General features: G+C 69.8%; 16 protein-coding genes. 3 read left to right on the forward strand and 13 right to left on the reverse strand.

Annotation, left to right across the window (positions count from 1 at the left end; all coding sequences use genetic code 11):
• Nucleotides 1–2: 2 nt before the first annotated feature.
• From D7W81_RS03540 to D7W81_RS03565, 6 genes are all read right to left on the reverse strand, one after another.
• Nucleotides 3–989 (reverse strand): pyruvate dehydrogenase complex E1 component subunit beta, encoded by a 987-nt coding sequence (locus D7W81_RS03540; protein ID WP_120553884.1) that lies wholly within the window; start codon nt 987–989, stop codon nt 3–5.
• A 54-nt stretch (nt 990–1,043) separates the two neighbouring features.
• A complete protein-coding gene (pdhA, locus tag D7W81_RS03545) occupies nt 1,044–2,171 on the reverse strand; it encodes a pyruvate dehydrogenase (acetyl-transferring) E1 component subunit alpha (RefSeq protein ID WP_120553885.1) in 1,128 nt (375 codons plus the stop codon).
• A 131-nt stretch (nt 2,172–2,302) separates the two neighbouring features.
• A complete protein-coding gene (locus tag D7W81_RS03550) occupies nt 2,303–3,070 on the reverse strand; it encodes a hypothetical protein (protein WP_120553907.1) in 768 nt (255 codons plus the stop codon).
• A gap of 45 nt (nt 3,071–3,115) precedes the next feature.
• A complete protein-coding gene (locus D7W81_RS03555) occupies nt 3,116–4,732 on the reverse strand; it encodes a hypothetical protein (protein WP_120553886.1) in 1,617 nt (538 codons plus the stop codon).
• Between the two features lie 100 nt (nt 4,733–4,832).
• Nucleotides 4,833–6,302, reverse strand: coding sequence for an MFS transporter (locus D7W81_RS03560; RefSeq protein ID WP_120553887.1), 1,470 nt, complete (start codon nt 6,300–6,302; stop codon nt 4,833–4,835).
• Nucleotides 6,303–6,386: 84 nt separating this feature from the next.
• A complete protein-coding gene (locus tag D7W81_RS03565; protein WP_120553888.1) occupies nt 6,387–7,067 on the reverse strand; it encodes an NUDIX hydrolase in 681 nt (226 codons plus the stop codon).
• A gap of 187 nt (nt 7,068–7,254) precedes the next feature.
• On the opposite strand from D7W81_RS03565, the gene D7W81_RS03570 reads away from it, so the two are divergent.
• From D7W81_RS03570 to D7W81_RS03580, 3 genes are all read left to right on the forward strand, one after another.
• Nucleotides 7,255–9,594, forward strand: coding sequence for a bifunctional metallophosphatase/5'-nucleotidase (locus D7W81_RS03570; protein ID WP_244226940.1), 2,340 nt, complete (start codon nt 7,255–7,257; stop codon nt 9,592–9,594).
• On the forward strand, nt 9,594–11,576 hold the full coding sequence (locus D7W81_RS03575) for a single stranded DNA-binding domain-containing protein (RefSeq protein WP_120553890.1): 1,983 nt from the start codon (nt 9,594–9,596) through the stop codon (nt 11,574–11,576). The genes D7W81_RS03570 and D7W81_RS03575 overlap by 1 nt, the downstream gene beginning before the upstream one ends.
• 96 nt (nt 11,577–11,672) lie before the next feature.
• Complete coding sequence (locus D7W81_RS03580) at nt 11,673–13,205, forward strand: hypothetical protein (RefSeq protein WP_208721144.1); 1,533 nt, start codon at nt 11,673–11,675, stop codon at nt 13,203–13,205.
• 78 nt (nt 13,206–13,283) lie between these two features.
• Here the strand turns inward: D7W81_RS03580 and D7W81_RS03585 are convergent, their stop codons facing one another.
• The 7 genes from D7W81_RS03585 to D7W81_RS03615 all read right to left on the reverse strand — a co-directional run bounded on the left by D7W81_RS03585 (nt 13,284) and on the right by D7W81_RS03615 (nt 21,230).
• Nucleotides 13,284–15,122: a GspE/PulE family protein gene (locus D7W81_RS03585; RefSeq protein ID WP_120553892.1), complete on the reverse strand. Its 1,839-nt coding sequence runs from the start codon at nt 15,120–15,122 to the stop codon at nt 13,284–13,286.
• Nucleotides 15,119–16,882 carry an MYXO-CTERM sorting domain-containing protein gene (locus tag D7W81_RS03590; RefSeq protein WP_147445332.1) on the reverse strand — a complete coding sequence of 588 codons (1,764 nt, stop codon included), beginning with the start codon at nt 16,880–16,882 and terminating at the stop codon, nt 15,119–15,121. The genes D7W81_RS03585 and D7W81_RS03590 overlap by 4 nt, the downstream gene beginning before the upstream one ends.
• Before the next feature lie 71 nt (nt 16,883–16,953).
• Nucleotides 16,954–17,715 carry a uroporphyrinogen-III synthase gene (locus tag D7W81_RS03595; protein WP_120553908.1) on the reverse strand — a complete coding sequence of 254 codons (762 nt, stop codon included), beginning with the start codon at nt 17,713–17,715 and terminating at the stop codon, nt 16,954–16,956.
• Between the two features lie 10 nt (nt 17,716–17,725).
• Nucleotides 17,726–18,667, reverse strand: a complete 942-nt coding sequence (gene hemC, locus D7W81_RS03600) for a hydroxymethylbilane synthase (protein ID WP_120553894.1) — start codon at nt 18,665–18,667, stop codon at nt 17,726–17,728.
• Nucleotides 18,664–20,004 carry a glutamyl-tRNA reductase gene (hemA, locus tag D7W81_RS03605; RefSeq protein WP_120553895.1) on the reverse strand — a complete coding sequence of 447 codons (1,341 nt, stop codon included), beginning with the start codon at nt 20,002–20,004 and terminating at the stop codon, nt 18,664–18,666. Before hemA ends, hemC begins: the two co-directional genes overlap by 4 nt.
• Nucleotides 20,005–20,006: 2 nt before the next feature.
• On the reverse strand, nt 20,007–20,819 hold the full coding sequence (locus D7W81_RS03610) for a cytochrome C assembly family protein (protein WP_120553896.1): 813 nt from the start codon (nt 20,817–20,819) through the stop codon (nt 20,007–20,009).
• A 45-nt stretch (nt 20,820–20,864) separates the two neighbouring features.
• Nucleotides 20,865–21,230, reverse strand: a complete 366-nt coding sequence (locus D7W81_RS03615) for a hypothetical protein (protein WP_120601668.1) — start codon at nt 21,228–21,230, stop codon at nt 20,865–20,867.
• Nucleotides 21,231–21,341 lie beyond the last annotated feature (111 nt).

The raw sequence follows: 21,341 nt of genomic DNA on the forward strand, positions 1-21,341 counted from the left end.
GTTCAGGCTCCCTCGCGGTACAGCACCTTCTTGATGGCCGCGATGATCTTGGGCGCGTCCGGCTGGGTCGCGTTCTCCAGGTTCGCCGCATAGGACATGTTCACATCCAACCCGGTGACGCGCACGACGGGCGCGTCCAGGTCGTCGAACGCCTGGGACTGGATGAGGTCCACCACGGACGCGCCAATACCGGCCAGCGCCCAGCCCTCCTCGCAGATGACGGCGCGGTTCGTCTTGCGCACGCTCGCGAGGATGGCCTCCTCGTCCAGGGGCCGCAGGGTGCGCAGGTCCAGCACCTCCACGCTGATGCCTTCCTTCGCCAGGGCCTCCGCGGCCTCCATGCAGAAGTAGTACATCCGGCTCCAGGTGATGAGCGTGACGTCCGTGCCCTCACGCTTCACGTCCGCCTTGCCCAGGGGGACGATGTGCTCGCCCTCCGGCACCTCGCCCTTGATGGCGTAGAGGCGCTCGCCCTCGAACATGACCACCGGGTTCTCGTCCCGGATGGCGCTCTTGAGCATGCCCTTGGCGTCCGCCGGGGTCGCCGGGGCAATCACCTTCAGGCCGGGGAAGTGCGCGTAGTTGGCCTCCAGCGCCTGGCTGTGCTGGCTGGACAGCCGGCCGCCCGCGCCGCCCGGGCCGCGGAACACGATGGGGCAGCGCAGCTGGCCGCCGCTCATGTGGCGCAGCTTGGCCGCGTTGTTGACGATCTGGTCCATCGCCAGGATGGCGAAGTTCCAGGTCATCATCTCCACCACGGGGCGCAGGCCCACCGCCGCCGCGCCAACGCTCAGGCCGGTGAAGCCCAGCTCGCTGATGGGCGCGTCGATGATGCGCGCGCTCCCGAACTTGTCCAGCAGGCCCTGGGACACCTTGAACGCGCCGTTGTAGCGGCCCACTTCCTCGCCAATGAGGAACACATTGGCGTCGCGCTCCATCTCCTCGGCGAGCGCCTGGTTCAACGCTTCGCGATACATCAACTCGGGCATCGTCGGCTCCGAACTCGAATCTCGAAAGGGTAGTGGCTTGGGGAGGCGTGAGCGCTAGCGGCTCAGGCCCGCCTTCTTGTCCGCCTGCTCGGCCTCGGCGCGGGGCTCCAGGTCCCAGGTCACCTTCAGCTCCTGGCCCGTCGGGTACTTCGGCCAGTTGGTGACCTTCACGCCCAGCACGCGCTCGCGCGGGCGCACATCCTGCTCGCCCTCTTCCACGATGGTGTCGCGCCACAGCTCGTCCACGCTGGGCTCGGGGGACTCGTCGGCGAACTTCACCGCCGCGTCCACCGCGCGCTTCTCCTCCTCCTCGATGGCCTCGAAGTCCGCGTCGGTGAGCTTGAAGCCCTGCTTCATCGCGAACTCGCGCAGCTTGGGGATGGGGTCGTTCTTGCGCTCGTCCTCCACCTCCTGCTTGGTGCGGTAGTTCGCCGGGTCCGCCATCGAGTGGCCGCGGAAGCGGTACGTGTTCGCCTCCATCAGCACGGGGCCCTTGCCCGCGCGGCAGTACTCGGCGGCGTCCTTCACGGCCTCGTACATCTTGAGGACGTCCATGCCGTCCACCGCTTCACCGCGCATGCCGTACGCGGAGGCGCGCTTGTGGATCTCCGGCACCGCGGACGTGCGCGCGATGGCCGTGCCCATGCCGTAGCGGTTGTTCTCGCAGATGTAGATGACCGGCAGCTTCCACTTCTGCGCCATGTTGAAGGTTTCGTGGAACGCGCCCTGGTTCGCGGCCGCGTCGCCGAAGAAGCACACCGTGACGCGGTCTTCGTTGCGGTAGCGCGCCGCGAAGGCCATGCCCGCCGCGAGCGGAATCTGCCCGCCGACGATGCCGTAGCCGCCGTAGAAGTGGTGCTCGATGTCGAAGATGTGCATCGAGCCGCCCTTGCCCTTGCTGTAGCCGGAGCCCCGGCCGAACAGCTCCGCCATGATCATCCCGGCGTCGCTGCCACGCGCCAGCGGCTGGCCGTGGTCGCGGTAGGCGGACAGCATGTAGTCATCCGGACGGATGGCCTCGTTGCAGCCCACCGCCACGGCTTCCTGGCCGATGTAGAGGTGACAGAAACCGGCGATCTTCCCCAGCGTGTACTGCTGGCCGGCCCGCTCCTCGAAGCGGCGCAGGAGGTACATCTTCCGGTACATCGTCAACAACAGGTCCTTCGAGTACGCGCTGGCCACCGCGGCATGCCTCCGTCTGGGCCGCCCCTGGGGACCCGAGGGGGAAAGGGCGGCGAACGCCGTGCGCCTCTTAGCGCGCGGCCAAGGGACTTCCAAAGCCTTTCAGAAACCGTCTCTCCCCCGCCTTTCTTTCAGGCGCGGTGCGTCACGTCCTCCATGGAGAAATGGGGAACAGACACGATGCCATCCATCAGTTCCACGGCCCGTCCCGAGTGGTCCGTGGCCAGGTGGATGACCGTCGCCTCCGGGAAGCGGTGGCGGTAGTCATTGGCGTGCGTGGGTTCATTGTCGAACGCCGCCACCACGGTGCCCATGCGGCCCAGGCGCGCGTGCGCCTCGCGCTTGAACGCGTCATCGTTCTCCGCGAGCGTGGGCTTCATCACCAGGTGGACGCGGTCCTCCGGCCCCGGGGGCGTCACCATCCCGCAGCGCGCCAGGCACGCGATGGTGCCCTCGCGCATCGCCTCGTGGCGGCCCGTCAGGTAGACGACCTGCGCGCCCGTGGCGGCCACCGCCTGGGTGAAGGCCGCCGCCCCTTCAATCGCCTCGTCGGAGACGCAGTAGGCGCTGGTGAAGAAGCGCTCCTGCCAGAAGGCGCGCGCGTCCGCGTAGCGCTGCTCCACCTCCGCGTCCTCCATGCCGCACGCCCGCATGGCGGCGCGCATGTCCCAGCCGGTGTCCCAGTGGCGGGGCTCGCACACGGAGAGCAGGCCCAGCGAGCGCGCGTCGCCGTACTCGCGGAGGATGCGGGCCTGGCGGGGCCGGTTGTCGAAGAGGGTGGAGTCCAGGTCGAACGCCAGGACCGCCTGGGGGCCGAGCGAGCGGGCCTTCTCCAGGATGCCCTTCAGCGTGTCGCGCCAGTCCGGCCGCACGCGTTGCTTGAGGTCTTCAAAAGCCATGTGCGCCGGAAGATACATGCCCCCGGCGGAAGGCTGGCCATCAAATCACGCGCCCGCGCGCCATGCGGCCGGCTGGATGGGCACCGACCCCGCGGGCTCCGAGGCCTGGGGGGACCCCGCCGGAGCCTCGGCCGGAGCCTCGGCCGGAGCCTCGGGGGCGCGGATGAAGTTCTGCATGCGCTGGATGCCGTTGCGGTCCAGCACCAGGCGCACCAGCTGCGCGGACTCCTTGCGCACGCCCGCCTCCATGACCGTGAAGCGGAACACCAGGTCCACCGGGTAGCGCTTCGCGCCCCGGATGTGCCCCACGGAGAAGTCCTCCAGGTCCACGTACTCCAGCGCGAACTCCGGCTCGTCCATGTCGCGCAGGAAGCGCCCCACGTGCAGCCGCAGGATGTCCGTGACGCCGGTGAGGCCCCGCTCGGAGCGCGGCAGCAGGCGCGCGTCCAGCACGATGCGCTTCTGGTAGCGGATGACCGCTTCCGACAGTTCGCCCTGGGACACGGTGAGGAAGTCGTCGTGCAGCCGCAGCGCGGACACCGCCTGCGGCACCTTCACCGCCGCGCCGTAGTCCACGCGCTCCTCGCAGATGCCAATGGCGCGCGCCGTGACGGGGTCCACCAGGTCCGTGGTGCGGTCGTACAGGTGCGTGGCGGCCACGCGGCTGAACATGCGCCGCAGCCCTTCCTTGATGCGGTCCTTCATCATGTAGCCGACCACGGCCACCAGGAAGAAGTTGAGGCTCACCTGCGTGTAGCGGACCTGCGCCCAGAGCGCCACGGACGTGGCGAAGGCCATGGCCACGCCCGCCGCGATGGCGAACAGCACCTCCTCCCAGCCCTGCCGCCGCTGGCGCCGGCGCGAGGACAGGAAGAGCACGTTCATGCAGAACTTCTTCAGGAAGCCCAGCCGCTGCATGTACTCCTCGTTGTCCCCCGTGGGGCTCAACACGGAGCGCAGCCGGTGTTCCTTGCGGTAGGACTCCTCGCGCAGCACGGCCTCCATGAGGCCCTTGCGCAGGGGCAGCCACGGCCCCGTGCGCGGCAGCGCGTCCATGTCCGCCACCGCGCGGCGGAAGAACTGCTCCACCAGCAGGCTCACGTACTCGTCCACCAGCCGCAGCGACGCGCGCGTCTTCTCCTGGAGCTTCGCCTCGCCCGTGGCGCGCAGCCACGCGCGGAAGCGCTCCAGCGCCACGGGCACGGAGTCCCCCGCCGAGCGCACCACCGACTCCAGGTCCACCTTGCCGGCCTCGCCAGGCTTGGCGTCACAGCGCGTCTCCACCGTGGTGGCGAACCGGCGCAGCGCGCCGCGCAGCACGCACGAGAAGAGCTTCGCCTGGTAGACGACGTCCGACTCCGGCGCCAGCCCCGTGCGCTGCCACGCCTCCAGCTTCACCAGCGGCGAGGCCTCCGAGGACAGGATCTCCCCCAGCTCCATCACCGGCGTCTTGAAGCGCACGTAGTTGTGGATGTCCGCGTAGAAGTCCGCGCGAGGGTACGTCTCCGCGTCGATGTTCAGGCTCGACGGCAGGAAGAGGTAGGCCTCCACCAGGTAGCGCGTCTCGTCCGCGCCCGTGGGCTGGTACTCGAGCTTGATCTCGAATTGCTTGCGATCGTGGACGTCGAACCGGCTGTGGAGCGCTTCGGGGGCCTGGGACACAAACTCCAGTCTACGTCACACGCCTGTCACACGGGAGCCACCCCTACCTGGGGACAGGGGAGCGTCCGGGGTGCCACTCCCGGAGCGCTCCGCGGGTGCCTCAACCGTTGGTGCCCGTACGAGACGATCCACCCTGCACGGCGCCCGGGACGACGTCGCCCACCGGCAGGGGGGCGGCCCTGGGCTGGGGCTTCGCGTTCCACACCCGCGACGCCAGCACCAGGCCCAGGACGGCCAGGGGCAGCATGGCCAGGGGCCACGGCTTCCAGTTGGCGGGGTCCTTCATGGCCTCGCCCGTGGGGAGGATCTTCCCGTAGACGAGCGCGTGGATGGCCGTGCCCGCGTACACCGCGCCGTCGATGATGCCCACCACGATGCCCGCGTTCTTCTTGCCGCCGAAGTCCATGGTGGCCGTGCCGGACAGCATGCCGTGCACGCCGATGACGCACAGGGACATGAACACCACGGACCAGCCGGCTCCGGCCGTGCCCAGGAGGAACACCGCGCCCACCGCGCCCAGGAGCAGGCCCGCGTAGAGCACCGTGGACACGGGGCCGCGGCGCGAATCGAAGATGCGGTCGCTGATGACGCCCGCGAACATGCCGCCCAGGATGCCCGCCACGCAGGACAGCATGCCCCAGTTGGAGGCCACGAAGCCGCCCGCCTCCCCCACCGCCTTGGCGTACTTGGGGTACCACTGCATCACCGCGTTGCGCAGGAAGCCGCTGCAGAACTCCACGCCCAGGATGATGAGGATGACGCGGTTGCTGAGCAGCTTGCCAAAGAGCTGCGGCACGCTGAGCGCCGGGCCCGTCTCCCCGCTGGACGCGTCCGCCGTGTCGAAGTCCGGGTGGCCCGTCTGGGACGGCGTGTCGCGGATGACGAAGAAGTCCAGCACCAGGAAGGCCACGAGCAGCGCCGCGGGCACGAAGAACACCCACCACACCGGCGCCGCGTCCGCGATGAAGCGGCACCAGTCGAACGCGAAGTAGAGCCCCAGCGAGATGAGGATGCCGAACACGCCGCCCAGCTGGCCGCGCTCGCGCACGTGGAACCACGACGCGTTCACCTTGACGATGGAGACCGCGCCAAAGCTCTGGAAGTACATGTTCACGCTGTAGAGGGCCGCGAGCCACGCCACCACGCCACCCGGCGGGGCCCAGCCGTTCTTCAGCACCGCGTACACCAGCCCGCCCATGGCGATGTTCGCCACCGCGCTGCCGCCCGCGGACAGCAGGATGGTGAAGCGGCCGCCCAGCTTGTCCGTCAGCGGGCCGTTGAGGAGGAAGGCCGCGCCGTACGTGAGCGTCCCCCAGAAGAAGATGGTGGCGAAGTCCGCGTTGGACGTCTGCGCGCCCATGGCGCTCGTGGCCACGTTGACGTTGTAGCGCCCCATATAGAGGAACGCGTACGTGAGCCCCAGCGGGAACCAGTTCATGAAGCGGCGGCGGCGGAACGCATCCGTGTGCCCCAGCTCCACCTTCGGGAGCCGCGAGAGCACCAGGCCAATGGCCCCGAGCAGGATGACGATGGGCAACAGCTGGGCCAGCCACGGGGGCAGGGACGACATGCGACGAACCTCGCCTGGAGGAGGAAGCGGAACGGGGCAGCACCCTACCCCGTCCATCCTCACCCCGGAAACAGCAAGCGGCTTTCAGGAAAGCCGGGCGAGCAGCCGCGTGAGGGAGACCTCCGTCTTCGCGTCCGCGATGTCGCCGCGCCGGCACGCGTCCAGCACCGCCAGGAGCGGCCGCCACTGCAGGTGGATGCCCTCCTCCAAGGGAGAGCCGTCCCCCGCCACCTCGCCCTGCTCCACGCCGGTGACGTCCACCGCGGCGGGGAAGACCTTCTCCGACAGGATGCCCGGCGCGAGGAAGAACGCGCCGCCCAGCAGCTGGATGTCCTCCGGCCGCACCGTGTAGCCCGCCTCCTCCTTCACCTCCTCGGCCGCGCGGCGGCGGAGCCCCTCCTCGCCCTTGTCGGAGGGCTCCAGCAGGCCCGCGACGATCTCCTCCACGCGCAGATAGCTCGCCGTGTCAGGCACCGTCATGGACGCGGTCTGCTCGCGGCGGAAGTACGCCGCGGGGCGCAGGTTCATCCGAGTCAGGACTTCCACGTTTCCATCTGACGCGCGGCGGTAGATGAGCACCGACACCGCGTCCAACCGGGGCCGGTCCACCACATCCACCCGGTACACGGAAGAGGAGGAGCCGTCCGCGCGCCGGTTGCGGCAGCGCAGACGACGCACCCGGAGGAAGCCTTCGTCACAACGCGCCGTGGCGGAGAAATCCTCGATGATCTCGATGTCAGTCACATTGGAACTGCTGGGACGCATGTCTGGCTGCTCTCCTGGTGCCCAAGTAGGTGGAGGTGCCACGGTGGCGTTGCTTGCCCGTGCACCCTTGATCCCGTAGGTTGCGCCGTCCTCAAGTCGTCACTCCCTACGAATCACGGATCCGTCACGAATGTGTCGCGCACTGCTCGGCCTCTTCTGCGCCTGTGCCCTGGCTCTCGCCTCGTGCATGCCTGTGCTGGAAGGCCAGGACTACCACCTCGAGGGTCAGGAGGTGCGGCTTACCCTCCTTCATACCTCTGACATCCACTCGCGGCTCGTGCCGTACGACTTCACACCGCTGAAGACGGACCAGGACCTGGAGCTCATCCCGGAGGCCGGTCCCTTCGGCGGCGCCACGCGCATCGCGTCCATCCTCAAGCGCGAGCGCAACAAGGGCGACCGCGTCCTGCACCTGGACTCCGGTGACTGCTTCCAGGGCGCGCCCATCTTCAACGTGAACACGGGCGAGGCGGAGTTCCGCTTCCTGTCCGAGTCCCGGCTGGACGCCGCCGTGGTGGGCAACCACGAGTTCGACGCGGGCGCGCTCAACTTCGTCCAGAAGGCCCGCAATTTCGCCAACTTCCCGCTGCTGGCCGCCAACTACTTCTGGGACGACCCGAAGACGACGGGCAACAACGGCGCCGCCATGGTGACCAACCCCTACACCATCCGGACGGTGAAGGGCCTGCGGGTGGGCATCATCGGCATGGCGAACATCTCCTCGCTCAACTCCATCGTGGAGGGTGGCAACAGCCTGCAGGTCACCCCGCTGGAGCAGAACGAGGCCGCGCGCGGCTACGTGGAGCTGCTGCGCCCGGTGACGGACCTGATTGTCATCGTCAGCCACCTGGGCCTCACCGAGGACCAGGATCTCATCCAGGGCTACGAGGCCTACTATGAGTACGGCCGCGCGAAGCCCTTCATCGAGCGTACGCACGACCAGTGGAAGGTGCTGGAGTGGTTCGGGCCGGAAGGCAACGACAAGTCGGTGGTGCGCGTGCACATCGCGGGCGTCAGCGGCATGGACGTGGTGATGGGCGGCCACCTGCACGTGGTGCTCAACCCGCCGCAGCTCGTGACGGACCCCAGCGGCCGCAAGGTCGTGCTGTCGCACTCGGGCGCGTTCGCCAAGTACGTGGGCCGCCTGGAGCTGGTGGTGAAGATGCCCCAGCAGCAGGGCGATCTCGACGGCGCCGAGGTCCTCAGCCAGGACTACCACGCGTTCCCGGTGGACAGCCTCTGGTGCAACGAGGCGATGCGCAAGTACCGCTTCGACGACGCCATCTTCTGGGACCCGGGCAAGTTCATTGAAGCGCCGGGCGTGCGCGAGGCCATCGCGGAGTGCGGCCGTCAGGAAGACGCGCAGACGACGGACCTGCTCATCCCGTACCTGCTGGGCATGGACGTGAAGCTGCAGCTCACCTCCATCTTCTCCTACGCCCCGCTCGACGTGCAGCGGCGCAACAACTCCAACGGCGGTGACTCGCCCCTGGGCAACATCGCCGCGGACTCCATGCGCAAGCGCAACCGCGTGGAAGCGGAGATGGCGCTCACGAACTCGCTGGGCATCCGCGACAACCTCTACGCGGGCGTCGTCACGCAGGAGGCGATGTTCAACGTGTTCCCGTTCGAGAACACCATCAACATCATGTACCTGTCCGGCGCGGAGATGCAGGAGATGTTCGACTTCGTCACCGAGCGCTCCGCGGAGCGCGGGTGCGTGAGCCAGGCGCAGATCTCCGGCGCGCGCTTCACCATGGACTGCGCCCAGGTGCAGCTCAACGACCTGCGCATCGCGTGCACCCCGGCCACGGTGGCCACGGATTGCCCCCAGGAGGGCCGCGAGGGCCACGCGCCGTGGACCTGCCTGGAGGACACCGCGGGTTCGCGCTGCTGGGCGCACCCGGGCATCGACATCAACATCAACGGCCGGCCGCTGGACACCAACGGCACGTACAAGGTCGCGGTGAACGACTACATCGCCAAGGGCGGCTCCGGCTTCGCGGTGCTCAAGCGCAACACCACGCGCATCGAGACGGGCATCAGCCTGCGCGACTCGCTCATCGGCTACATGCAGGGCTTCTGCAGCTGCGACGACCTGCTCAACGGCCGGGAGACGTCCAGCAACGGCACGCGCTGCGGCTCGCTGGTCAACGGCCAGTGGACGGTGGATGAGAAGACGTTGAACTCCTGCAAGGTGTCCAAGGCCTTCGAGGAAGGGCTCGACCGGACGGTGGGCAGCTGCTCCTGCCGGGATGTGCTCAAGGTGCCCACGGACGCCACCGAGCAGGCCAAGGCCATGGCCCAGTGCGGCCTGCCGGACATGACGCGGGAGGCGGCGCTGGCGGAGTGCGCGCTGCCGCAGGGCCCGTACACCGGCCGCTGCACCTGCCGCGACCTGCTGACGGGTGGCAACCCCACCTGCGGCACCGTGACGAGCCAGCTTCGGTCGTTCTGTGAGAAGCCCACAGCCATGCCCATCGCGAGCGCCATCGAGGATGGCCGCATCGGGCGGAGGGTGAAGTAATGAAGCGACTCTTCCTGCTGTCCACGCTGGCCCTGGCGGCCGGCTGCTACACGAAGGAGTCCGAGGCTCCCACCGGGCTCACCTCGTTCCGCGTGGAGGTGACGTCCATCACCACCGGGGACTCGGCCGCCACGCTCTTGCCGGTGGTGAACGCGTGCGCCGCGAAGTACGGCAACGACCAGGCGGCGGTGCCGCCCGCGGTGCGCGGCTCGACGGACTGCCCCTACACCCTGCCCCGCACGAACGTGGACATCGGTCTGTCCATCACCGCGCTGGACGGCACGGGCGGGGAGATGACGTCCTTCAACGGGCCGGTGTCCTTCCGGGTCATCCCGGGCGACCTCACCGGTGAATACGGCAAGCGCTGGGCGCAGCTCACCAACGGCAAGGGCACCGGCAGCGTGCGCGTGGCCCACCTGTACGGCGAGACGCACGTCTGGGTGCAGGACCAGGACCTGGAGCTGGACTACGCGGACGGCGGCGTCGTGGGCGACCTGGCCCAGCTGCCCCAGGAGCCGGACATCCGCACGCTCGCGACGGGCCTGTCCCCGAGCATCCGGTTCGAGGAGCCCGCCCTCTCCACCATCAACCTGCCGGAGGGCGGCTTCGAGACGAGCGTCTTCATCAAGCAGTTCATGCGCGTGGGCCGCGCGCCGGAGGCCGGCGAGCCGCTGACGCAGAACTGCGACCCGTCCGACCCCAACAACGGCCAGCAGATGAAGCTGCTGGTGACGGGCACGGACTCCAGCGGCTTCTACGTCACGGACATGACGGCCTGCCGCGTGCTGGAGAAGAGCGTCGCGGGCGCGAACGTCCAGACCCCGGAGCCGGACGGCTACAACCCCGGCCGCTTCAACAGCATCTACATCTACAACTACTCCTTCCCGGAAGGGCTGGACTCCGGCGACCTGCTCTGGACGCTGTCCGGCACGGTGGCGGAGTTCACCAACACCACGCAGATGAGCTTCCCCGCCTGGACGCTGCGCGAGAACGTGCGCCTCCTGCCCCAGGACCAGTGGAACAAGTACCTGAAGGATGTACCGCCGGTGGAGGTGAACGGCCGGCTGTGTGGCTACAGCGCGTCGCCGTACCTGGACGACATCCTGTGTGGCTACAGCTACAAGAACTACAAGATGGAGAGCCTGGAGTCCTCGCTGGTGAAGCTGCGCCGGGTGAAGTTCCCCAAGGTCTTCCGCAACTGCGACGCCAACGGCAACAACGAGATGCCCATGTTCTGCCCGGTGGGCAGCAGCGCGTCCCGCAGCTGGCAGAACTGCTTCGCGGAGCCGCCGGATGATCCGGACCTGCCGGAGCGCCAGTGCGTCATCGACTGCACGCTGGGCATTGGCGAGTACGCCGGTACCATCTGCGCGGAGAAGACGACGTACACGAGCTTCGGCCAGTTCGTGGTGGAGATGAACGCCACCGGTCCCGCCGCCCTGGGCATGGACGAGTCCGTCCCCAACCGCATCAACACCGTCACGGTGGGCACCACGTCCGTGAAGCCCTCGAAGTCGATGCCGCAGGGCTACCGGATGAACATCCACTGCACCCAGCCGGTGCGCGCCCGCTTCGGCGGGGACAACGTCACGGTGGACCAGACGGGCACGCTCATCCCGGCGAACACCCGCTTCGAGTACACCCTGCAGGGCTCCGAGGTGACGGTCGCGCTGGTGCGTGACGCTGGCGCCACGGCCAACGCCTCCTGCACGGTGTCTCCGGACACGCGCTCGCGCATCAGCCTGCAGATCAAGGACGCGGTGCCGGACCTGAACCCGGACTGCAATGAGAACGACGCCGACGCGGCGAAGGCGCTCCAGTGCAAGCAGCTGCGCGCGGCCACCTTCGACGTCGTGGGCCACCTGAAGCACGTGGGTCCCGCGCGTCCGCGCTGGAACGTCCTGCCGAGAGACCAGGACGACCTGTGCTGCTACCCCGGGCCCGGGATGGAGTGCCCGAAGCCCATCAAGCCGTGCCCGTAGTCGCCATTCACCTTTGAGCAGTCGCATTGAGCGCCCCGGCTGAATGCCGGGGCGCAGGGAGGAGCGGTCTCCCCCGGACCGCTTCCTGGAGGGAATTTGAAAACGTTGCAGACGCTGGCCCTGACGGGCCTGACAGCCCTTTCCGCGCCCGCATGGGCCGGGGACTTCGTGGACACCCGTTTGTCGTTCGTCTTCGCGGACGACAACGTGCTCGCGGGCGCGGGAGAGACCACTCCCAACAGCCCCAACGCACGCTTTGGCGCGGGTAACCAGAACACGCAGTTCTACGACAACTTCAACACCAAGTTCTCCGGGTTCGAGTCGCTCTCGAACGTCGTGCTCTACAAGCGCATGCCGGCGTTCTTCGAGGGCCTCACCACGGAGGCGGCCCTCACGCTGCTGGTGCTGGAGCGCCCGTCCGGCGGTGTCGACATCCTGGACAACTCCAGCTACGTGCGCCTGAACTACCAGCCGCCGGGCTGGGGTGAGAAGGAAGGCATCTCGCTCACCGGCTTCCCGGTGTCCGCGGACCGCTTCCGTCTGGGGTACGCGTACCGCATCTCCTGGGGCGGCAGCCCCATCTTCACCAACCGCGCCACCGCGGCGGGTGTGCCGGGCGCCAAGCTGCAGCTGACGCGTGACCGCTGGTACGCGTACCTGGGCGGCAAGACGGCCCTGGTGCTCAACGACCTCATCCTGGAGCAGGAGACGCTCTACGGCGTGATGGCCGGCGCGGGCTGGGACGTCCTGGAGACGCTGCGCGTGGAGGCCGGCGGCGGCTACTTCCAGAAGGGCATCGTCCCGGGTCTGGCGAACCAGTCCATCGAGGCGGGCGTCAACGCGGCCGGTATCTCCGGCCAGATTGTCTACCACGTGGGCGTGCCGGTGGGCACGAGCGTGGACTTCCGGCTCTACAAGAACGACCCGGAAATCTACCAGCGCTTCTTCGCGCCGGAGACGTACCCGGGCGGCCTGTCCTACTCGGTCTCGCTGGAGGGCAGCTACCTCACGCAGACCCTGCAGGACCCGGACAAGTTCGGCGCCACCAAGCCCCAGGGGGCCACGGCGTTGGCCTTCCAGGGCCGCGCGAAGCTGAACCGCTTCCGCTTCAACGCGCTGGCGCTGGTGCGCAGCCTGTCCTTCATCCAGTTCGACGTGCCGGGCTTCCCCCCGTTCCAGGACTTCCCCACGGGCACGGTGCTGAAGCCGGAAGTCTTCGGCGCGCTGGGCGTGGACTACAACATCGCGGGCCTGCACCTGACGCCGGGCTTCATCATCGGCGCGCAGCAGCCGGCGTCCTTCCGCAGCCCGGTACCGCTCGTGGGCGGCAGCAACCCGCCCCCCAGCCTCACCGGGACGCGCACGGTGGTGGTGCGTGACGCCAACCAGCTGAGCATCCTGCCCAGCACCTGCGGCGGCTCCAACGCCTGCGAGGCGGAGCTCATCTGGTCCGCCAAGGCCACCTTCCGGTGGGACCTGTCGGAGACGGTCGCGGCGGTCGGCGAGGTCTACTACACGTACGACACCAACCGGACCACGTTCGAGGACGACGTGACGGGCATCGCGCAGCCGAACTTCGAGAAGCCGCACGCGCTGGGCTTCAACACGCTGCTGCAGGCGCGCTTCTAGTCCACCCTGCCCTTGCCGGGTGTCACGCGGGGCCCGCCAGCGGTACGGCGGGCCCTTCGTGTTCGCGAAGAGGCCCGGCTAGAAGGCGGACGTCATCCGCACCACCTCGTCGAAGGCGGTGAGGCCCTGGGCCAGCTTGCGCACGGCGGCCTCGCGCAGGGTGCGCATGCCGCTCCTGCGCGCGGCCTGCACCAGCTGCTCGTAGGACGCCTCGCGGGCAATCAGCTCGCGCACCTCGCGGTTGGTGGAGACGATTTCGAAGACGCCGGTGCGGCCGGAGAAGCCGGTGCCCCGGCAGCGCACGCACCCCGCCCCCTTGGACAGCTTCACGCCGCCGGGCAACAGCGGCAGGGGCGCCTGGAGGGCCAGCAGCTCGTCCGGCGTGAGCACGGCTTCCTCCGCGCAGTGCACGCAGACGCGGCGGAGCAGGCGCTGGGCCATGACGCCCAGGAGGCTCTGCGCCAGGAGGAAGGCCGGCACGCCCAGGTCCTTCATGCGCGCCACCGCGCCCAGCGCGTCGTTGGTGTGCAGCGTGGAGAGCACCAGGTGGCCGGTGAGCGCGGCCTGGAGCGCGTTCTCCGCGGTCTCCGCGTCGCGGATTTCGCCCACCATGATGACGTCCGGGTCCTGGCGCAGGATGTGGCGCAGTGCCCCCGCGAAATCCAGGCCCACCTTGGGCTGCACCTGCACCTGGTTGAAGGTGTCCCACACCATTTCGATGGGGTCCTCAATCGTGGTGACGTTGACGTCCGGCCCCGCCACCGCCTTGAGCGCGGAGTAGAGCGTCGTCGTCTTGCCGCTGCCCGTGGGGCCGGTCACCAGGATGAGGCCGTGGGGCTGGTCAATCCACGACTCGAAGTGGCCCTTCTCATCCGGTTCGAAGCCCAGCTGGGCGATGTCCTGCACCAGCGTCTCCGGGTCGAAGATGCGGATGACCACCTTCTCGCCAAAGGCGGTGGGCAGCGTGGAGACGCGCAGCTCCACCTCGCGGCCGTCGCGCTCCGTCTTGATGCGGCCGTCCTGGGGGCGGCGCTTCTCGGAGATGTCGATGCGCGCCAGCATCTTCACGCGCGACACGATGGGCGGGTGCACCTGCGCGGGCAGCGAGTACACCGGGTGCAGCACACCGTCGATGCGCAGGCGCACCACCGCGGTGGCCCGCTTGGGTTCGATGTGGATGTCCGACGCGCGGTTGTCGAAGGCGTAGCGCAGCAGGTAGTCCACCGCCTGCACCACCGGCCGGTCCGACGCCTCCAGTTCCTGCGTGCCGCTGAGCGACACCAGCTGTTCGAAGTTGGCGACCTGCGACTGCGCGTCGCCGAAGTCGTCCGCGGCCTTGGCCAGCGTCTTCTTGAAGCCGTAGATGTCCGCGATGGAGCGCAGGATGTCCGTCTTCGCGGACAGCACGGGCTCCACCGGCTCGCCGGTGAGGCGGTGGAAGGACTCGAAGAGCTCGCGGTCGAAGGGGTTGGCCACCGCCACGCGCAGCCGCCCCTGTTCGGTGCGCTCCAGGGGCAGCAGCACGTGCTTCTGCGCGTAGGGCCGGGACACCGTGCGGGTGGCCAGCGCCATGTCCATCTTCAGCGGATCCAGCTTGCGGTAGGCCAGCCCCGCGGCGCGCGCGGCGGCCTCCGTGACGCGGTCCTCGTCCAGCACGCCCCGCCCTCCCGGGGCGGGAATCTGGAAGGCGGCCACCACTTCCACGGGCGACACGTCATAGCGGGCCGCGTCCTTGCCCGTTCCGCCCTGCGCCTTGACGACGCGGGCGCGCGCGGCGGGCTCGCGGGCCTGGACCTCCAGCGCCTGCTGAGGGGTCAGCAGGCGCTGGGCCACCAGGGCTTCCAGGAGGAAGCCCAGGGTGAAGTCCGTGGCGCCGCGCGAGGGGCCGCTGCTGCCGGGGGGAGCCGCCTGGGTCAACCGTTCCTCCTTCTGCGGGTGGCCAGGAGCAACACCCCGAGCCCCACGAGGAATGCCGCGGACGTGGGGGCGCTCTGGCAGCCGCAGCCGCCGGGGCCGTTCGACGGGTCGTCCGTGCCGCCGTCCAGGGGCGGAGGCGGGGGCGTGCCGCCGTCGCTGCACAGGGTGCAGGTGCCGCCGTCCGTCGGCTGCGCGTAGGGGTCGTAGCACTGGCCGCCGCTGCCGCAGTACAGGCCGTTGGGGCAGTCCTGGTTGGTGCGGCAGGGGGCGATGCAGGCGGTCCCTTCCGCGAACGGCACGCACTGGAGCGGCGAGCCGCAGGTGCCCGCGCCGCAGTCACGGAAGCAGAAGCGGTCCTCGCCGGTGCCCGCCGGGCGGCAGGTATTGCCGGGGCTGCACGTGCAGGTGGCCACCGAGCACGGCTCCGCGCAGACGCCCTGCGGGTTGCCGTTGAGCTTGAGGCACTGCTGGTTGAAGCCGCACTCCGAATCCTGGAAGCACGGGTCGCCCACGTTGCGCGTGCCGGTCATCTGCGCCACGCAGGCGTGGTCGCACGAGCGGCAGGCGTAGCTGGAGCCGCAGTCGTTGTTGGTGGCGCAGTCCGCGACGCACACGTCGCCCCCGTTGTTGGGCAGCGTGTTGCAGGTATAGCCCTCGCGACAGTCGCCCTTGCCCGGGCGGCAGTTCTTCAGACAGCGCTTGCCCACGGAGCCCACCGTCGTGCACGTGGAACCGGTGGGGCAGTCCGCGTTGGCGATGCAGGACTCCGTGCAGTAGCCGGCCGTCCACGCCGGGAAGGCGGTGGTCTTGTCCGCGGCCGTCAGGCAGCGCGACTCCGCCGCGCCGCACGTGGTGGCGTCCTCGCAGGGGTTGCCCACCTTGGTGCCCGTGCCGATGGCCTCCGGCAGACACGCGTACTGCGAGCCGGAGATGACGGTGGAGGCGCGGCACTGGTAGGGGTCCGGGCAGAAGCCCGGCGTTCCGGACGGGCACGCCTTGGAGCAGATCTTCTGCGAGGCGCCGCTGGTGGTGGACTGGGCGGTGACGCAGGTGAGCCCCGCGCCGCACGCGGTGGTGTCACACGGCGAGCCCACCGCGCCCGTCTGGGGGTAGCGCTGACAGAACGCGCCCCGGTCATAGGACGACAGGGTGCGGCGCTGCTCGCCGGGGTTCAGCGAGAAGAACATCACCGAGTCCGGGTAGACGTACGTGCTGCCCAGGCCCAGGCAGTGCCCCACCTCGTGCATCACCGCCGACTGGATGTCGATGAAGCCCGCTGGCGTGGGGGAGAGCGTGGTGAACTTGTGGGTCGCGGCGTCGAGGAAGATGTCGCACTGGAAGACGAGGCCGCCGTGGCTCAGCGGCACCGCCGCCGACACGCTGTCACCGCCGTTGAGGACCTCCCTGAACTCGACGCTGTCGCGGTTGGTGACAAAGATGGCGGCGACGCTGAAGCCGTCCAGCCGGTCGTTCACGTTCGGGATGGGCTTGATGGTGGAGCGGCCCTGGTAGGTGAAGGCGGGCCACGCGCAGTCCACGTCCTGCCAGGCCTGGAAGGCCTTCTTCACCGCGTCTTCCACCTTGGACAGCTCATTGTCCCCGGGGCTGTTGTTGGTCGCGTCCAGGTAGTACGGGAACGGGTCCTGGCTGTTGTTGAGCACCCAGTGATCCAGGAACTGGTAGCCCTCCTGGGCCTGCGCCGTCGCGGCCAGCGTCAGCAATCCAAGGAGGAAGACACTCCGCTGCAACGCACGAATCATCACCCGCACCTCTTCGTGTCACGTCCCCACGGGGCGCCTTCCTGGCGCCCGGACGTCACCGGGCGGACAGTCTATCCGTGAACGGCGCGGACGGTGGCATCCACCAGCGCTTCGGGCGTGGGGCGCTCCGCGACGGCGGCCACGGCGATGCCCAGCTGCGTCAGCGCGGTCGCGGTGGTGGGGCCAATGGCCACCACCTTCGCGGAGGCGAGCGGCGCACGCCCCACGCCCTCCACGAAGGCCTCCGCGGTGCGCGGCGAGGCGAAGAGCACCACCTGGGGCGGGGCCCCGGCCAGCTGGGACAGGGCCTCCGGCTCCAGGACGGCCGGGGCGCTGCGGTAGGCCGTCACGCGGGTGACGCGCACGCCCAGGTCGCGCAGGCCGTCCTCCAGCTCCCGCCGCCCCTCCTCCGCCGCCGGCAGGAGCACGTCGTCGTCCGGCCCCAGCACGTCGCGCAGCGCGGTGAAGAGCGCCGCGCCGGTGCCCTCATGGGGTTCGGCCTCCACCTTCAGGCCATAGCCCTCCACGGCCCTCGCGGTGCGCGGCCCCACGGCGGCCAGCTTCACGCGGGACAGCCGGTCCAGCGTGCCCGCGAGCCGCAAGGCCTCCACGAAGGCCTCCACGGCGGAGGGGCTGGCGAAGACCACCCAGTGGTAGCGCTGCACGTGCTCCGCGGCGGACGCGAGCGGGCGCGGGTCCTCCGGGGGGTGCAGCTCCAGGAGCGGAAGGCTGAGGACCTCCGCGCCCTCGTCCTCCAGGAGGAAGCACAGCTCCTCGGCCCGCTCACGGGGGCGCGTCACCAAGATTCGGATGCCTTCCAGTCGCCGGTCCACGGCCGGCACTCTAGGCGCGCGGCGCGCCTTCGCGGCGGCCGAAATCGCGCAGGATGTCGCCAGCCCCGCGCGACAGGAGCTCGTCCGCGAGCGCCTCGCCCAGCCGCTCCGCTTCCGGTACGGGGCCCTTCACTTCCCCCCGCACCACCAGCGAACCATCCGGCCGGCCCACCAGTCCGCGCAGGTACACCTGGCCGTCCTCCACCGTGGCGTGGCCGGCCAGCGGCACCGTGCAGCCGCCCTCCAGCTTCGCCAGGAAGGCGCGCTCGGCCCGCACGGCGTTGCGCGTGAGGGCGTCCTCCAGGGGCTGAAGCAGCGCGCGCACGTCCGCGTCCGCCTCGCGGCACTGGATGGCCAGCACGCCCTGCCCCACCGCGGGCAGGCTGTCCGCCACCGGCACCACCTGGGTGATGTGGTGATCCAATCCCAGGCGCTTGAGCCCCGCCGCCGCGAGCATGGCGCCCGCGAGCCCCAGGTCGCGCGTCTTCTGCAGGCGCGTCTGCACGTTGCCGCGCAGGGAGACGATCTCCAGGTCCGGCCGGCGCGCGTGCAGGATGCAGCTGCGCCGCAGCGACGACGTGCCCACCTTCGCGCCTGGAGGCAGCATCGCCAGCGTGTGCCCGTCCGGGCTGCAGAACGCGTCGCGCGGATCCTCGCGCGCCGGCACCGCCGCCAATATCAACCCGTCCGGAAACACCGACGTCATGTCCTTGAGGCTGTGCACCGCCAGGTCCGCGCGGCCGTCGAGCAGCGCCTGCTCAATCTCCTTCACGAACAGGCCCTTGCCGCCCACCGCGGACAGCGGCGCGGACAGGAAGCGGTCGCCCTCGGTGGTCATCTCCACCAGCGACACCTCCAGCCCGGGGTTGCGCTGGGTGAGGAGCGAGGCCACGTGCCGGGCCTGCCACAGCGCCAGCGGGCTCTGCCGCGTCGCGATGCGCACGTGCTTCATCGCCGGCTCCCGGTGGCCACCACGGTGTTGCGCGCTTCCACCGCGGGCGCGGGGCCCTCTTCCGGAGCCATGGCGGCGGCCTCCGCCTCCGTGAGGCCGAACAGCTCCGCGGCGGCGCCCGCCAGCCGGTTGCCCTCGCCCTGGGGACCCACGGCGCGCAGACGCGCGGTGGGCTCATGCAGCAGCTTGTTCACGATGGCGCGTCCCATGGCCTCGATGCTCTTCTTCTGCTTGTCGGTGAGCCCGTCGCCCAGCCCCAGGAGCGTGCGCTCCACCTCCGCGCGGGCAATGGCCTCCGCGCGCTGACGCAGGCGGGCCAGCACGGGCATGCCGTCGCGCAGCGCGCGCTCCCGGGCGAAGCGCGCCACCTCCTGCGCCACCAGCCCGCCCGCCTTGTGCGCCTCTTCCGCGCGCGCGGCGGTGTTGTCCGCGACGAACTTCTGGATGTCGTCCACGTCGTACGCGTGCACCCAGTCCAGCGTGCCCACCGCCGGGTCGATGTCTCGCGGCACCGCCAGGTCCACCATGAACAGCGGCCGGCCCTTGCGGCCCTTGCCCAGCGCGCCCACGTTGTCGCGCGTGAAGATGGGCACCGGCGACGCGGTGCTCGTCACCACCACGTCCGCGGCGGCGACCAGCGTGAAGAGTTCCTCGTAGGGCCGCGCGACCCCGCCCACCTCCGCCACCAGCGCTTCCGCGCGGGCCAGCGTGCGGTTGGTCACGATGAGCTTGCCGGCGCCCGCGTTCTTCAGGTGCCGCGCCGCCAGTTCGCCCATCTCTCCCGCGCCCACCACCAGCACGGTCTTGTCCTTGAGCCCGTCGAACACCTTGCTCGCCAGCTGCACGGCCGCGGACGCCATGGACGTCGCAGCGCGCCCCACCGCCGTCTCCGTGCGCACGCGCTTGGCGCAGCCGAACGCCGCCGCGCACGCGCGCGTCAGCTCCCCGCGCACCGCGCCCGCGCCCTGGCCGCGCTCGAAGGCGTCCTTCACCTGCCCCAATATCTGCGCCTCGCCCAGCACCATGGAGTCCAGGCTGGACGCCACGCGGAACAGGTGCACGAGCGCCGCCTCGCCCTGGTGCTCATACAGGTGCTCCAGCGCCTCCGCGCCGCCCAGCGAGTGCAGCGTCTCCCGCGCACGCTCCCGCGCCAGCTCCGCGCTGGGGGCCGCCAGGTACACCTCCACGCGGTTGCACGTGGACACCCAGAGCGCCTCCACGGGCGCCTGCGCCAGACGCTGCAACACTTCCGTCTGACGCGCTTCGGGCAATGCCAACCGCTCACGGACGCCCAGGGGGGCGGTGCGGTGCGACACGCCGATACAGATGATTTCCATGGCTACGGCATCCCCGGGCCAGCGGCGGACAGGTCGTAGGACGACAGGAAGGAGACCAGCACCAGGCAGAAGCCCGCCATGGTGAGCAGCGCCACCCGCCGGCCCCGCCAGCCGGCGAAGATGCGCGCGATGACGAGCGAGGCGAAGACACCCCAGGCGACGAACGTCGCCACCTGTTTCTGGTCCAGGTTCCAGGCGAGCCCCGGCACCGTGGTGACGAACAGGGCCCCGGTCGCCAGCGTGAGCGACAGCGCGATGAAGCCCCACACCACGAGCCGCCGGTTGAGCGTGTCCAGGAACTCCAGGGACGGCAGCCGGGAGAAGAGCAGCCCGAAATGCTTGGCCTTCACCTCCCGCTCCATCAACACGTACATGACGCCCACCCCGGCCGCCACACCGAAGGCCGTCATGCCCAGCAGCGCGATGGTGACGTGCACCGGCAGGAGCGGCTGGCGCATGGCCGCCGGCAGCGGCACGGCGCCGCCATGCAGCAACATCCCGATGAGCAGCACCGCCACCGCCAGCGGCGTGAGGAACGCGCCGATGACAGGCTTGCGGTAGCGCAGGTCCAGCGCCAGGAACAGCGCCAGCAGCAGGAAGGCGAAGGTGGACATGCCCTGCGCGGGGCCCACCAGCCGGCCCCCCTGCACCCCCAGCATTTCAATGAGGGCAACGCAATGCATCAGCAGACCGGTCCCCACCAGCACCCGGCCGGTGACGGCGAGCACCTGGGACTGGCGGACCAGGAAGGCGAGGTAGACGAGCGCAGCCAGGCCGTAGGCGTGGCAGGCAAGCGAGACGAGCGTATGGCTCATGGCGGCAGGCTCATAACCCCGGCCGAGGAGGCATTCACTCCTGCCTCAGCCCATTTTATTGAGAATGAAGGCCGCCAGCAGGTCGGTCTCCGAATTGGGCTTGCGCTCGGGGGCGGGCGCACCCACCTCCGTCACATAGCCCGGAACGACCTCGTAGGCGGAGTCCCCCACCAGGATGGAGTCGGCCATCTGTTCGGCGCCCAGCCGGCCGAGCTGCTCCTCGGTCTTCACCCGTGACACCAGCTGGTGGGTGTCCTCCCCCGACACCAGCTGCACCACGTGGACGGCGGGTGTGAGCGGCCAGTCGCTCCCGCCCTCGGCGGCGACCACCAGGCGGCCCTCGCGCAGGTCTGCTTTGTCCGCCAGCGCCCACTCCTCGAGCTGGGCCTGGGACAGGAAGAGCTTCGTCACGCCTTCCAGCCTACACCAGCCTCCCGTCCGGGGGGCCTGGAAATGGCGTGCAACCGCCGGCGGGATACAGCATCCGTTCCCCCGAGGCCTTCCGGCTCCCCGGACCCTCGA

Origin of the sequence: Corallococcus aberystwythensis (genome assembly GCF_003612165.1) — a bacterium.
Taxonomy (GTDB): domain Bacteria; phylum Myxococcota; class Myxococcia; order Myxococcales; family Myxococcaceae; genus Corallococcus; species Corallococcus aberystwythensis.

Bases quoted from the DNA above. Each gene is read 5' to 3' on its own strand.
- D7W81_RS03540 (WP_120553884.1), bottom strand. From the start codon at position 989: ATGCCCGAGTTGATGTATCGCGAAGCGTTGAACCAGGCGCTCGCCGAG.
- D7W81_RS03550 (WP_120553907.1), bottom strand. From the start codon at position 3,070: ATGGCTTTTGAAGACCTCAAGCAACGCGTGCGGCCGGACTGGCGCGAC.
- D7W81_RS03560 (WP_120553887.1), bottom strand. From the start codon at position 6,302: ATGTCGTCCCTGCCCCCGTGGCTGGCCCAGCTGTTGCCCATCGTCATC.
- D7W81_RS03565 (WP_120553888.1), bottom strand. From the start codon at position 7,067: ATGCGTCCCAGCAGTTCCAATGTGACTGACATCGAGATCATCGAGGAT.
- D7W81_RS03570 (WP_244226940.1), top strand. From the start codon at position 7,255: ATGCCTGTGCTGGAAGGCCAGGACTACCACCTCGAGGGTCAGGAGGTG.
- D7W81_RS03575 (WP_120553890.1), top strand. From the start codon at position 9,594: ATGAAGCGACTCTTCCTGCTGTCCACGCTGGCCCTGGCGGCCGGCTGC.
- D7W81_RS03590 (WP_147445332.1), bottom strand. From the start codon at position 16,882: ATGATTCGTGCGTTGCAGCGGAGTGTCTTCCTCCTTGGATTGCTGACG.
- hemC (WP_120553894.1), bottom strand. From the start codon at position 18,667: ATGAAGCACGTGCGCATCGCGACGCGGCAGAGCCCGCTGGCGCTGTGG.
- hemA (WP_120553895.1), bottom strand. From the start codon at position 20,004: ATGGAAATCATCTGTATCGGCGTGTCGCACCGCACCGCCCCCCTGGGC.
- D7W81_RS03610 (WP_120553896.1), bottom strand. From the start codon at position 20,819: ATGAGCCATACGCTCGTCTCGCTTGCCTGCCACGCCTACGGCCTGGCT.